Raw genomic sequence first — 14,664 nt, forward strand, 5'->3', positions numbered from 1 at the left:
CATGACTAGAGAAGAAAAAGCAGTAGTTATAGAAGAGTTGGTAGAGAAGTTTTCATCGAACATGAACTTCTACATTACTGACGCTTCCGGTATGTCGGTGGCTCAAACCAACTCGTTGAGAAGGCTGTGCTTCGAAAAAGGTATCGAGTACAGAGTTGTAAAGAATACTTTGATTCAAAAGGCATTGCAGCGAATGGACGCTGACTACACTCCTTTTGATGAAAAAGTGTTGAAAGGTTTTTCTGGTGTAATGTTTTCAGGTGAAGACGCTAACGCACCGGCAAAATTGATCAAAGAATTTAGAAAAAAATCGGGCGGACAATCTCCAGTATTAAAAGGCGCTTCCATCGATACAGATCTTTTTATTGGAGAAGAGAATTTAGATATGTTGAGCCAGCTTAAGTCTAAGGCTGAGCTTATTGGTGAGGTTATTACCTTACTGCAATCTCCTGCTAAGAATGTTGTTTCTGGCCTTAAAGGTGCAGGCGGCAAGCTGGCTGGTATTCTCAAGACTTTGTCTGAACGTGAAAACTAATTATTTAACCAAGATTTAAAACTTTATAACAATTAATAAAATGGCAGATTTGAAAGCATTCGCAGAACAGTTGGTGAATTTAACTGTGAAAGAAGTAAACGAATTGGCTGACATCCTTAAAGAAGAGTACGGTATTGAACCTGCAGCTGCTGCTGTAGCTGTTGCTGGCCCAGCTGCTGGTGGCGGAGACGGTGAAGGTGGTGCAGAGGAAAAATCATCTTTCGATGTAGTACTTAAATCTGCAGGTAGCGCTAAGCTAGCTGTGGTTAAACTTGTAAAAGAATTGACAGGTTTAGGATTGAAAGAAGCTAAAGAAGTAGTTGATGGTGCTCCTAAAGCAGTAAAAGAAGGAGTAGCTAAAGACGAAGCTGAAGCGCTTAAGAAGCAGCTTGAAGAGGCTGGCGCTGAAGTAGAGCTTAAGTAATTTGAACAGCCATAAGTGATTATGGCTAAGGATCAGGCCCTGGTCTCTATCCCGTAATTCGGGATTGGAACCACGGGTCTTTTCCTGTTTGTACACACTTTGGAGGCTCCGGCTTCCTTCCGCATCTTAACGGTGCAACTTGAATTATTGAAAACAAAAATTATACGGCCTTGGCTATTCTAGCAAATCAATCAGAAAGAATAAATTTCTCTTCGATTAAATCAGTATTGGATTATCCTGATTTTCTTGATGTGCAGATCAAGTCGTTCAAGGATTTCTTTCAATTAGAAACCCCTGCCGACAAGAGAACACAAGATGGGCTTTTCAAAGTATTTTCTGAAAACTTCCCAATCTCTGATTCTCGAGAAAATTTCGTATTGGAATTCATTGATTATTTGGTCGATCCTCCCAAATATTCTGTCTCAGAATGTATCGATAGAGGTCTTACCTACTCTGTGCCTTTAAAGGCAAAGCTTCGCCTTACTTGTAATGACGAAGACAACGAAGACTTTGAAACTATCGAGCAAGAAGTATTCCTGGGCAATATTCCTTACATGACCGAAAAAGGGTCGTTTGTGGTGAATGGTGCCGAGCGAGTAATCGTTTCGCAGCTTCACAGGTCTCCTGGAGTGTTCTTTGCTCAAAGCAAACACACCAACGGTACAACTTTGTATTCGGCCAGAATCATTCCTTTCAAAGGATCCTGGATTGAATTTGCAACCGATGTGAATAGCGTGATGTACGCCTACATCGACCGTAAGAAAAAATTCCCCGTAACCACTCTTTTGAGAGCCATTGGTTACGGAACAGATAAAGACATTTTAGACCTGTTTGGCCTCTCAGAAGAAGTTCCGGCCAAGAAAACAGTACTTAAGAAGGCCATTGGTCGTAAGCTGGCCGCCAGAGTATTGAGAACATGGGTAGAAGATTTTGTGGACGAAGATACCGGTGAGGTGGTTTCTATTCACAGAAACGAAGTGTTGTTAGAAAGAGACTCAGTGTTGTCTGAAGAAGACATAGACCTCATTATTGAGGCCGATGTTGAGTCAGTTATCCTTCACAGAGAGGATATCAACATTGCTGACTACACCATTATCTACAATACCCTTCAAAAAGATAATTCAAACTCAGAAAAAGAAGCAGTAGAGCAAATCTATCGTCAGTTGAGAAACACTGAGGCACCAGATGAGCAAACTGCAAGAGATATTATTCAGTCACTCTTTTTCTCTGACAAACGATATGATTTGGGTGAAGTTGGTCGATACAGAATCAACAAAAAGCTCAATCTTGAAATTGACTCTGAGAAGAGAGTATTGACTACCCAAGACATTATCTCTATTGTGAAGTACCTCATTGGTCTTATTAACTCCAGGGCAGTAGTCGATGATATCGACCACCTTTCTAACAGGAGAGTAAGAACAGTGGGTGAGCAGCTTTATGCTCAGTTCGGAGTTGGTTTGGCACGTATGGCCAGAACCATTAAAGAGCGAATGAATGTTCGAGACAACGAAGATTTTAAGCCGGTTGATTTGATCAATGCCAGAACGCTGTCTTCTGTAATCAACTCATTCTTCGGAACCAACCAGCTCTCTCAGTTCATGGATCAAACCAACCCATTGGCTGAGATTACTCACAAAAGAAGAATGTCGGCCTTAGGTCCGGGTGGTCTTTCAAGAGAAAGAGCCGGGTTTGAGGTGCGTGACGTTCACTACACCCACTACGGCCGCTTGTGTACTATTGAAACCCCTGAGGGACCTAACATTGGTTTGATCTCCTCACTCTGTGTACATGCCAAAGTAAACAGCATGGGCTTCATTGAAACACCATATAGAAAAGTGGTGGATGGTAAAGTGAATATGTCTGAGAACGTAGTTTACTTAACTGCTGAAGAGGAAGATACGCACAACATTGCTCAGGCCAACGCTCCGCTAAAAGATAACGGAGAGTTTATAAATGATAGAGTAAAGGCAAGGTTTGAAGGAGACTTCCCGGTGGTGGAGCCTAAAGAGCTCTCTTACATGGATGTGGCTCCTAACCAGATTGTGTCTGTGGCTGCCTCATTGATTCCTTTCCTAGAGCATGACGATGCCAACCGTGCATTGATGGGCTCGAACATGCAGCGCCAGGCCGTGCCATTATTGAAGCCGGAAGCTCCAATTGTGGGTACAGGTTTGGAAGCAAGAGCTGCCAGAGACTCACGTACGCTGGTAATTGCCGAAGAAGATGGAGTAGTAGATTATGTAGATGCTACAAAAATTGTGATCAAATACAACCAGACTAGCGAAGATGAGCTGGTAAACTTTGACACTGAATATAAAACTTACGATCTCATTAAGTTTAGAAGAACCAACCAGGATACCTGCATTAACCTGAAGCCTATTGTTCTCAAAGGCGATAAAGTGCAGAAAGGTCAGGTATTGTGCGAAGGTTATTCTACCGAAGGTGGCGAGCTTGCCCTTGGTAAAAACCTTAAAGTAGCTTACATGCCATGGCAGGGCTACAACTTTGAGGATGCCATTGTAATCTCTGAGCGAGTGGTAAGAGACGATGTGTTTACTTCAATCCACATCGATGAATACGAACTCGAAGTGAGAGATACCAAGAGAGGGGAAGAAGAACTCACCTCAGAGATTCCGAACGTAAGTGAGGAAGCGGTGAAAAACCTCGATGAGAATGGTATTATCAGAGTAGGTGCAGAGATCAAAGAAGGAGATATCCTCATTGGTAAAATCACTCCTAAAGGTGAGACCGATCCTACCCCTGAAGAGAAGCTTCTAAGAGCGATCTTTGGCGACAAGGCCGGTGATGTGAAAGATGCTTCACTGAAAGCTTCGCCATCATTGAGAGGAGTGGTTATCGATACCAAGCTATTCTCAAGACCTAAGAAAGACAAAGACCTGAGAGCTAAGTCTAAGAAAGAGGTTGAAGTATTGAAAGCGCAGTACAGCAAAGACCTTACTGCCGTAAGAAACCAAATGATCGAAAAGCTTGTGAAACTCCTCGATGGCAAAGTGTCGCAAGGTGTGAAACACAAGTTTGGAGACGAGATCATTTCTAAAGGAGTTAAGTTCAACAGAAACAATATTTCTCAGAACCTATTCCCGGAGAAGAACATATACAGAGACGAGAGCAACTACAGTGTTCAAGAGGAAGTAAACCTCATTTCAGACCTTAACCTGGAAGGTTGGACTGACGATGAGAAAACCAACGAACTACTGGCCAGATTGGTAAAGAACTACAACATTAAGAGAAACGAGATTGCCGGAGAATTCAAGCGTCAGCGTTTCACAATTGAAGTAGGAGATGAATTACCAACTGGTATCGTACAGCTGGCCAAAGTATACATCGCCAAGAAGCGTAAGCTCAAGGTGGGAGATAAAATGGCCGGTCGTCACGGTAACAAAGGTGTGGTTGCTAAAATCGTTAGAGAAGAAGACATGCCATTCTTGGAAGATGGAACACCAATGGATATCGTATTGAACCCGCTTGGTGTACCTTCAAGGATGAATATTGGTCAGATCTACGAAACAGTGTTGGCATGGGCCGGAGAAAAGCTAGGTAGAAAATATGCTACCCCGATTTTCGATGGTGCCAGCATGGAAGATGTAGACAACGAGTTGGCAGAGGCAGGCTTGCCTAAGGCCGGTAGGGTTTACCTATACGATGGTTTGTCCGGAGTTAGGTTCGACCAGCCGGTAACCGTAGGTGTTGCCTATATGCTTAAACTCGGTCACCTGGTAGATGATAAGATGCACGCCCGTTCAATCGGACCTTACTCACTCATTACTCAGCAACCATTGGGTGGTAAAGCCCAGTTTGGTGGTCAGCGTTTTGGAGAGATGGAGGTTTGGGCACTTGAGGCCTTTGGTGCATCTCACGTACTACAGGAAATTCTGACCGTGAAGTCTGATGATGTAATCGGTAGAGCAAAGGCTTATGAAGCCATTGTAAAAGGCGATTCGATCCCTAAGCCGAATATTCCTGAATCATTCAACGTACTGGTTCACGAATTGAGAGGTTTGGCCCTCGAAATTACATTAGACTAATGCATGTTTATTTGGCTTAGGCCGCTAATTAGAATCAAAAAGCTATGGCATTTAAAAAGAATAGAAAACTTAACAACGACTTTAACAAAGTCACGATTAGCTTGGCTTCTCCGGAATCCATACTGGAGTCTTCACATGGTGAAGTAACCCAGCCGGAGACGATTAACTACAGAACCTACAAACCAGAAATGGGAGGTTTGTTCTGCGAGAGAATCTTTGGTCCTGTGAAGGACTGGGAATGTCATTGTGGAAAATATAAGAGAATCAGATATAAAGGCATTATCTGCGACCGTTGTGGTGTTGAAGTAACGGAGAAGAAGGTGCGTAGAGAAAGAATGGGGCACATCGAATTGGTGGTTCCTGTGGCCCATATCTGGTATTTCAAGTCACTTCCTAATAAAATTGGTTACCTGCTTGGTTTGCCAACCAAAAAGCTGGATCAGATAATCTATTATGAAAGATATGTCGTAATTCAGCCGGGTATCAAAGAAGAAGAGGGCATTAGCTACATGGATTTCCTTACGGAAGACGAATACCTGGATATTCTGGATAAGCTTCCGCGCGAAAACCAAATGCTCGATGATGACGATCCACAAAAGTTCATCGCCAAAATGGGTGCCGAGGCACTCGAAATGCTTCTTTCAAGAATTCAGCTAGACGAGCTATCCTATCAGCTTCGTCATCAGGCTGCAACAGATACTTCTCAGCAAAGAAAGGCAGAAGCCCTAAAGAGACTGAGAGTAGTAGAAGCTTTCCGTGATGCCAAAACCAGAATTGAGAACCGCCCTGAGTGGATGATCATTAAGATGGTACCGGTTATTCCACCGGAGTTGAGACCATTGGTACCACTAGACGGAGGTAGATTCGCTACTTCAGATTTGAATGATCTGTACAGAAGAGTAATTATTAGAAACAACCGTTTGAAGCGTCTTATCGACATCAAAGCACCAGAGGTGATTTTGAGAAACGAAAAGCGAATGCTTCAGGAGGCAGTTGATTCACTCTTCGATAACTCAAGAAAAGTTAATGCAGTAAGATCAGATGGTAACCGTGCGCTAAAATCTTTGAGTGATATGCTTAAAGGTAAGCAAGGACGTTTCCGTCAGAACTTGTTGGGTAAAAGGGTAGACTACTCTGGCCGTTCGGTGATCGTTGTAGGTCCTGAATTGAAGCTGCATGAGTGCGGTCTTCCTAAAGATATGGCAGCCGAGCTGTTCAAGCCGTTCATTATCAGAAAACTGATTGAAAGAGGTATTGTAAAAACAGTTAAGTCGGCCAAGAAAATTGTAGACAGAAAAGACCCCGTAGTTTGGGATATCCTCGAAAACGTATTGAAAGGACATCCTGTATTGCTCAACCGTGCTCCGACATTGCACAGATTGGGTATTCAGGCGTTCCAACCCAAACTAATCGAAGGTAAGGCTATTCAGTTGCACCCATTGGTATGTACAGCATTCAACGCTGACTTTGATGGTGACCAAATGGCCGTTCACGTTCCTCTTGGGCACGATGCTGTGCTTGAAGCAAGCTTGTTAATGCTTTCTTCACACAACATACTCAACCCGGCCAACGGTGCGCCAATTACCGTTCCTTCACAAGACATGGTACTTGGCTTATACTATGTAACCAAGGGTAGAAGATCTACAGAAGATTTTAAGGTAGAAGGAGAGGGCATGAGATTCTACTCTGCAGAGGAAGTAATCATTGCCCTTAATGAAGGAAAGCTTTCTAAGCACGCTTACATTCACGTAAAAACCAAGGTTCGTGAAAACGATGAGTTGGTTGAAAAAGTGATAGAGACCGTAGCGGGTAGAGTGTTGTTCAACGAAACTGTACCGGAAGAAGTAGGTTTTGTGAATGAGCTGCTGACTAAGAAGAAGCTTCAGAAAATTATTCAGAACGTAGTAAATATCTGTGGTATAGCTAAAACCGCTCAGTTCCTGGATGATATCAAGGAGCTAGGTTTCCAAATGGCCTACAAAGGTGGTCTCTCAATGGGTCTTGATGATATCCATATTCCGGAGTCTAAAGACGAGTTGATTGCCAGTGCCAAGGAAGAAGTAGATGCCGTATGGCAAAACTACCTGATGGGTCTTATCACAGACAACGAGCGCTACAATCAGGTTATTGATATCTGGACCCGTGTAAACACGCGTTTGACCAACGGACTGATGCAGCAGATGGAAGAAGACCAGCAAGGTTTTAACTCCATCTTTATGATGATGCACTCAGGAGCAAGGGGTTCGAGAGAGCAGATTAGACAGCTCGGAGGTATGAGAGGTCTGATGGCCAAGCCACAAAAGAACCTTGCCGGTTCGGTGGGAGCCATCATCGAAAACCCAATTCTATCGAACTTTAAAGAAGGTTTGGATGTATTGGAGTACTTTATCTCTACCCACGGTGCACGTAAAGGTCTTGCCGATACCGCTTTGAAAACTGCCGATGCCGGTTACCTTACCAGACGTTTGGTTGATGTAGCCCAGGATTGTGTGGTAAACGAAGAAGACTGTGGAACACTGAGAGGACTTACTGTTTCTGCCCTCAAAGACAATGAAGACGTAGTAGAACCACTTTCTGAAAGAATTTTAGGAAGAGTTTCTGTTCATGATATTTACGATCCGATTACCGAAGAGCTGATTATAGCTTCAGGTGAAGAGTTTACTGAAAAGATTGCTGAGCAGCTCGATGAGTCGGCTATCGAAGAAGTAGAAATCAGATCAGTACTTACCTGTGAGTCTAAAAGAGGAGTTTGCTCCAAATGTTATGGTAGAAACCTATCTACTAACAAGATGGTGCAAAAAGGAGAAGCTGTTGGTGTAATTGCCGCTCAGTCAATCGGTGAACCAGGTACACAGCTTACACTAAGAACATTCCACGTGGGTGGTACTGCCTCGAACATTGCTGTAGACGCGATGATTCAGGCCAAGTTCGATGGTGTGATTCAGTTTGAAGAACTTAGATCTTTACCAACTACTGACGATGAAGGCAATAAGATCAACATCGTGATGGGTAGAACCGGTGAGATTCAAATAGTTGATCCTAAGTCCAAGAAGGTGCTTATCTCTAACCACGTGCCTTATGGTGCAGTGCTCAAAGTAAAAGAAGGAGATAAAGTAGAGAAGGGCCAGGAACTATGTAAGTGGGATCCGTACAATGCGGTAATACTTTCAGAGTTTGACGGAACCATCGAGTTCGAATCCATTGAAGAAGGAATTACCTTCAAAGAGGAGTTCGATGAGCAAACAGGACACAGAGAGAAAGTAATTACCGATACTAAAGACAAAAACAAGAACCCTGCGGTGATTGTGAAGTCTAAGAATGAAACCAAATCTTACAACATTCCGGTAGGTGCCCACCTTTCTGTAGAGATAGGAGATAAAGTAAAAGTAGGACAGCCTTTGGCTAAGATTCCTAGAACCATGGGTAAATCACGCGATATTACGGGTGGTCTTCCAAGGGTAACAGAATTGTTCGAAGCCAGAAACCCATCTAACCCGGCCGTTGTGTCTGAAATTGATGGTGTAGTAACCTACGGTGGTATTAAGAGAGGTAACCGTGAAATCTTCATTGAGTCTAAAGACGGTGTGAAGAAGAAGTACATGGTGCCGCTTTCTAAGCACATTCTTGTTCAAGACAATGACTTCGTAAGAGCAGGGTATCCATTGTCTGATGGTGCCATTACTCCAAACGATATCTTGAATATTCAAGGACCAACTGCTGTTCAGGAATATTTGGTGAACGAGATTCAGGAAGTATACCGACTGCAAGGGGTGAAAATCAACGATAAGCACATTGAGGTTATCGTGAAGCAGATGATGCAGAAGGTAGAAATAATCGATGCAGGAGATACCCAATTCCTTCCTGGTCAGGTAGTAGATAAGTTTGTTTTCATGGAAGAAAACGACTCTATTCTCGACATGAAGGTTGTGTCTGATGCCGGAGACTCAGAGAATTTCAAGCCAGGTCAAATTGTTTCTCCACGAGATTTGAGAGATGAGAACTCAAGCTTGAAGAGACGTGATATGAAGTTGGTAGAGGTAAGAGATGCGCAACCAGCGGTGTCTCAACCAAAACTACAAGGTATCACTCAAGCCTCTTTGGGTACAGATAGCTTCATTTCGGCAGCATCATTCCAGGAAACCACCAAAGTATTGAGTGAAGCCTCAATCAAAGGTAAGGCCGATACATTGAACGGATTGAAAGAAAACGTAATTGTTGGACATTTGATCCCGGCTGGTACCGGAATGAGAGAGTATGAAAACCTCATAGTAGGCAACAAAGAAGAATATGAAAAACTTCAGGCTGCCAAAGAGGCTTATCATTCAGAATCTGAAGAGAAAGTACAGTACTAATTAGCAAAGCTTAGCTATGGCAGAACAAAACGAGCAAAAACAGAACCAGCTGAATATTGAACTGACGGAAGAAGTTGCCGAAGGTCAATACGTGAACCTGGCCATGATTGCTCACTCAAACAGCGAGTTTGTGATCGATTTTATAAAGATGATGCCCGGTGTGCCAAAGGCCAAGGTGAAGTCGCGAATCGTAATTACTCCTGAACATGCCAAGCGACTGCTTTATGCACTGAAGGACAATATCGATAAGTTCGAGAATAACTTTGGACCAATAAAGCAGGCCGATGAACCGCCCAAATTCCCTATGAATTTTGGAGGTACCGTTGGCGAAGCTTAGCATTGAAACAATACAAATGAAGGGTTACTTCGGTAACCCTTTTTTTATTACATAGGACTAAAATACAAGTAGTTAAAGGCGATGAACTATTCAATTTTATTTGATAGCATCTGTTTGTTTCAAAAACTTCTTTTGCTACCTTTGCAGTCCAAAATTTGTAACTAGGAAAATAAAATCTAAAATTCTGTAAATGCCTACTATACAACAACTAGTAAGAAAGGGCCGAAAGAAATTGACTTCAAAGTCAAAATCTCCAGCTTTGGATAGCTGCCCGCAGAGAAGAGGGGTTTGTACTAGGGTGTATACAACTACTCCTAAAAAACCTAACTCAGCTATGAGAAAAGTAGCAAGGGTAAGGTTAACCAATGGAAAAGAAGTAAACGCCTACATCCCAGGTGAAGGTCATAACCTTCAGGAGCACTCAATTGTACTGATCAGAGGTGGTAGAGTAAAAGACCTTCCCGGTGTGAGATATCACATTATCCGAGGCGCATTAGATACTGCTGGTGTGAACGGTCGACTGCAAAGAAGATCGAAATACGGTGCAAAACGACCTAAAGACAAGAAATAATCAATTAACAAATAATGAGAAAAGCTAAACCAAAGAAGAGATATATTCTTCCTGACCCGAAGTTCCACGATACTTTGGTGACTAAGTTCGTGAACTACCTGATGGTGGACGGTAAGAAGAGTATTGCCTACAGCATTTTCTACGATGCTATTGCTTTAGTAGAAAAGCGTACTGGTGAGAATGGTCTTGAGACTTGGAAAAAAGCATTGAGTAACATCATGCCTTCTGTTGAAGTGAAGTCGAGAAGAGTGGGTGGTGCTACCTTTCAGGTGCCTACCGAAGTAAGACCTTCCAGAAAGACATCACTCGGTATCAAGTGGATGATTTCCTTTGCCAGAAAAAGAGGTGAAAAAACCATGATGGAGCGATTGGCTGGAGAGATCATTGCCGCTTCTAAAGGAGAAGGAGCTGCTGTGAAGAAGAAAGATGATACTCACCGTATGGCAGAAGCAAACAAAGCATTTTCACACTTTAGATTTTAATTCCTACTAACAATCATGGCAAGAGATTTAAGACTAACTCGGAACATTGGTATTGCTGCGCACATCGATGCCGGTAAGACCACTACCACCGAGCGTATTCTATATTATACCGGTGTTTCGCACAAAATTGGTGAAGTTCACGATGGTGCGGCCACTATGGACTGGATGGAGCAGGAGCAAGAAAGAGGTATTACCATTACTTCTGCCGCTACCACTGTATTCTGGAACTATAAAAACGAGCAATACCACATCAACATTATTGACACCCCCGGTCACGTAGACTTTACCGTAGAGGTAAACAGATCTTTGCGTGTATTGGACGGTCTGGTATTCTTGTTTTCTGCTGTTGACGGTGTTGAGCCTCAATCTGAGACTAACTGGAGACTAGCAGATAACTACAAAGTAGCTCGTCTTGGTTTCGTAAATAAAATGGACCGCGCTGGTGCCGACTTCCTCGCTGTGTGTAAGCAAGTAAAGGAGATGTTGGGTACTAAGGCAGTTCCTCTCCAGTTGCCCATAGGTGCTGAAGATACCTTCAAAGGAGTTGTTGACCTTGTAGAAAATAAGGCTATCGTTTGGAACGAGGAAGATATGGGTATGACCTATAACGAAATCGAGATTCCGGCCGATATGATTGATGACGTAGCCGAATACAGAGAGTACCTTTTGGAGGCTATTGCTGAGTACGATGATTCATTGATGGAGAAATTCTTTGATGATCCAGACTCAATTACCAGAGAAGAAATTATTGCTGCCTTAAGAAAAGCAACCATTAATTTGGACTTTGTGCCAATGCTATGTGGTTCAGCTTTCAAAAACAAAGGAGTTCAGTCTATGCTGAACTACGTAATGGAGCTACTTCCTTCTCCGTTGGATAGAGATAATATCATTGGTACCGATCCGGACAGTGAGGAAAAAATATCTAGAAAGCCAGATCCAAACGGTCCGTTTGCTGCTTTGGCCTTTAAAATCGCTACCGACCCATTTGTAGGTAGACTTTGCTTTGTAAGGTCTTACTCAGGAATGCTCGATTCAGGTTCATACGTGTATAACACCAGAACCAATAAAAAAGAGAGGATCTCGAGAATCTTCCAAATGCACGCCAACAAGCAAAACCCAATTGAAAGTCTTCATGCAGGAGATATTGCAGCGGTGGTTGGATTTAAAGATATCAAAACAGGTGATACACTTTGCGATGAGAAACACAAGATTGTTCTCGAGTCTATGGTGTTCCCTGAGCCTGTAATCGGTTATGCTATTGAGCCTAAGACTCAGGCCGATGTAGATAAGCTGGGTATGGCCATCGCCAAGTTGGTGGAGGAAGATCCAACTTTGACCGTAAATACAGACGAGGAAACTGGTCAAACAATTCTGAGAGGTATGGGTGAGCTTCACCTGGACATTATCATGGATCGTTTGAAGAGAGAGTTCAAAGTAGAGGTTAATCAGGGAGCACCACAGGTGGCTTATAAAGAATCGATTAACTCAAGCGTAGAACACAAAGAAGTATACAAAAAGCAAACAGGTGGTAAAGGTAAATTTGCCGATATCGTATTCGAACTCGGACCAGCCGATGACGACTGGGAAGGTACCGGTTTGCAGTTTATAAATGCTATTGTAGGTGGTGTTATTCCAAAGGAATTCATTCCGGCAGTAGAGAAGGGCTTCAAGTCGGCAATGGACAATGGTCCTTTGGCTGGCTATCCGCTAGAGCGAATGAAAGTTAGACTATTCCACGGATCATATCACGATGTGGATTCAGACGCACTTTCTTTTGAAATGGCTGCCAGGCTAGGTTTCAAAGAGGCTGCTAAAAAAGCATCTCCAAAACTGATGGAGCCAATTATGGCGGTTGATGTCGTTACGCCTGATGAGTATACTGGTTCAATAACCGGTGACTTGAACAGAAGAAGAGGTATTATGAAAGGTATGGATACCAAAGGTACTTCTACTGTGGTTAAGGCTAGCGTTCCGCTTTCAGAGTTGTTTGGCTACGTAACCGATTTGAGAACAATGTCATCTGGTAGAGCTACTGCCTCATTGACCTTCTCACATTACGATGTAGTGCCTAATAACATTGCTGAAGAGGTAATTAAAAAGTCTAAAGGTGAATAACCTGTAAATTTGTAAGAAATGACACAGAAGATCAGAATCAAACTAAAGTCATACGATCATAACCTGGTGGATAAGTCATCTGAGAAGATCGTTAGAGCTGTGAAAACTACCGGAGCTATTGTTAGCGGACCCATTCCGTTGCCAACAGTAAAGGAGAAATTTACAGTGTTGAGATCACCGCACGTGAACAAGAAGTCTCGTGAGCAGTTTCAGCTTTGCACGTATAAAAGATTGGTAGATATCTACTCATCTAGTGCAAAAACTGTAGATGCTTTGATGAAGCTTGAGCTTCCTTCAGGTGTAGACGTTGAGATTAAGGTTTAATTAGATAATAAAGAGAAATAGAAAGAGGCTGTTCTTGTAAGAATGGCCTCTTTTTTATGCACTGATAGGGGCGATTTGAGGCTAACGAATTGAATGAGAAATAATTATTTCAAATTCTATATCCACTGTTTGTAACAAAATATTTAATCCCTATCTTTGCAGTCCGTTTCTCGGAAGCGCTACATATGTAGTGCTTAAAATGAATGAAAAGATGTCTGGAATAATCGGAAAAAAAATCGGAATGACTAGCATCTATGGTGCCGATGGACAAAATGTCGCATGCACGGTTATAGAAGCTGGTCCTTGCGTTATAACGCAAGTAAAAAATGAAGACACAGACGGATATAGGGCTGTACAACTCGCTTTTGGTGAGCGTAAGGAGAAGAATACTCCTAAGGCTTTGAAAGGTCACTTTCAAAAGGCCAATACAACACCAAAGAAAGAGGTGGTTGAGTTCCGAGACTTCCGTGAAGAATTCGAAGGTCAGGTTGCCTTGGGTAATGTCATCTCTGTGGGAGATGTGTTCAAAGAAGGTGACTTTGTTGATGCTATCGGAACCTCAAAAGGTAAAGGGTTCCAGGGGGTTGTTAAAAGACACGGCTTCGGTGGTGTTGGTCAGGCAACTCACGGTCAGCACAACAGATTAAGAGCTCCGGGTTCTATTGGTGGTGCCTCTTATCCTGCAAGAGTATTTAAAGGTACTCGTATGGCAGGAAGAATGGGTAATGATAGAGTTAAGGTAATTAACCTTAAAGTGATGAAAGTAGTGCCGGAAAAGAACCTCATCGTAGTGAGTGGTTCTGTGCCAGGAGCTAAGAATTCAATCGTAGTACTAGAGAAATAAGAAAATGGAGATTGCAGTATTAAAAAATAGTGGAGAAGACACTGGAAGAAAAGTTAGTCTTTCAGACGATATCTTCGGTATTGAGCCAAACGATCACGCGATCTACCTGGATGTGAAGCAATACCTGGCTAATCAACGTCAGGGTACTCATAAATCTAAAGAAAGAGGTGAGATCTCTGGTTCTACGAAAAAAATAAAGAGACAAAAGGGAACAGGTACTGCCAGAGCTGGTAGCATTAAGTCTCCTGTGTTTAGAGGTGGGGGTAGAGTATTCGGTCCTCAACCTAGAGACTATAGTTTCAAGTTAAACAAGAAGTTAAAGGTTTTGGCCAGAAAGTCAGCATTGGCTTACAAGGCCAAAGAAAACAATGTGGTTGTTTTGGAAGACCTCTCTTTTGAGGCTCCAAAAACCAAGGAGTTTATTAAAGTGTTGAAAGGCCTTTCTGTAGCCGATAAGAAAACGCTTTTGGTGATTCCGGAGAGCAACAAGAATGTAGTGCTTTCAGGTAGAAATCTTCAGAATGCAAAAATCACTACGGCTGATTCTTTGAACACTTACGATGTGTTGAATGCTGATAGCCTTTTGATTAGCGAGAGTTCAATTGAAAAGCTTGAAAACCTTCTAAAGTAATCG

At 42.7% G+C, this 14,664-nt stretch carries 11 protein-coding genes; all 11 read left to right on the forward strand.

Annotated elements, in window-relative coordinates:
* Nucleotide 1: 1 nt before the first annotated feature.
* A complete protein-coding gene (gene rplJ / locus IE164_RS10805) occupies nucleotides 2-535 on the forward strand; it encodes a 50S ribosomal protein L10 (protein WP_189630253.1) in 534 nt (177 codons plus the stop codon).
* A 40-nt stretch (nucleotides 536-575) separates the two neighbouring features.
* Nucleotides 576-959, forward strand: a complete 384-nt coding sequence (gene rplL, locus IE164_RS10810) for a 50S ribosomal protein L7/L12 (RefSeq protein WP_189630254.1) — start codon at nucleotides 576-578, stop codon at nucleotides 957-959.
* A gap of 170 nt (nucleotides 960-1,129) precedes the next feature.
* Nucleotides 1,130-5,005, forward strand: coding sequence for a DNA-directed RNA polymerase subunit beta (gene rpoB / locus IE164_RS10815; RefSeq protein WP_229838639.1), 3,876 nt, complete (start codon nucleotides 1,130-1,132; stop codon nucleotides 5,003-5,005).
* Between the two features lie 44 nt (nucleotides 5,006-5,049).
* Complete coding sequence (gene rpoC, locus IE164_RS10820; RefSeq protein ID WP_189630255.1) at nucleotides 5,050-9,357, forward strand: DNA-directed RNA polymerase subunit beta'; 4,308 nt, start codon at nucleotides 5,050-5,052, stop codon at nucleotides 9,355-9,357.
* A gap of 16 nt (nucleotides 9,358-9,373) precedes the next feature.
* Nucleotides 9,374-9,694, forward strand: coding sequence for a DUF3467 domain-containing protein (locus IE164_RS10825; protein WP_189630256.1), 321 nt, complete (start codon nucleotides 9,374-9,376; stop codon nucleotides 9,692-9,694).
* A gap of 190 nt (nucleotides 9,695-9,884) precedes the next feature.
* A complete protein-coding gene (gene rpsL / locus IE164_RS10830) occupies nucleotides 9,885-10,265 on the forward strand; it encodes a 30S ribosomal protein S12 (RefSeq protein ID WP_068221218.1) in 381 nt (126 codons plus the stop codon).
* A 14-nt stretch (nucleotides 10,266-10,279) separates the two neighbouring features.
* Nucleotides 10,280-10,747: a 30S ribosomal protein S7 gene (gene rpsG / locus IE164_RS10835; RefSeq protein WP_189630257.1), complete on the forward strand. Its 468-nt coding sequence runs from the start codon at nucleotides 10,280-10,282 to the stop codon at nucleotides 10,745-10,747.
* Nucleotides 10,748-10,762: 15 nt separating this feature from the next.
* A complete protein-coding gene (gene fusA, locus IE164_RS10840) occupies nucleotides 10,763-12,862 on the forward strand; it encodes an elongation factor G (RefSeq protein WP_189630258.1) in 2,100 nt (699 codons plus the stop codon).
* Between the two features lie 18 nt (nucleotides 12,863-12,880).
* Nucleotides 12,881-13,186: a 30S ribosomal protein S10 gene (gene rpsJ, locus IE164_RS10845; RefSeq protein ID WP_068221223.1), complete on the forward strand. Its 306-nt coding sequence runs from the start codon at nucleotides 12,881-12,883 to the stop codon at nucleotides 13,184-13,186.
* Nucleotides 13,187-13,397: 211 nt separating this feature from the next.
* Nucleotides 13,398-14,030 (forward strand): 50S ribosomal protein L3, encoded by a 633-nt coding sequence (gene rplC, locus IE164_RS10850; protein ID WP_189630259.1) that lies wholly within the window; start codon nucleotides 13,398-13,400, stop codon nucleotides 14,028-14,030.
* 4 nt (nucleotides 14,031-14,034) lie between these two features.
* The gene (gene rplD, locus IE164_RS10855) at nucleotides 14,035-14,661 is read left to right on the forward strand and encodes a 50S ribosomal protein L4 (protein WP_189630260.1); all 627 of its coding nucleotides are present in this window, start codon (nucleotides 14,035-14,037) and stop codon (nucleotides 14,659-14,661) included.
* Nucleotides 14,662-14,664 lie beyond the last annotated feature (3 nt).

The sequence above is a fragment of the Roseivirga thermotolerans genome, from assembly GCF_014653175.1.
GTDB lineage: Bacteria > Bacteroidota > Bacteroidia > Cytophagales > Cyclobacteriaceae > Roseivirga > Roseivirga thermotolerans.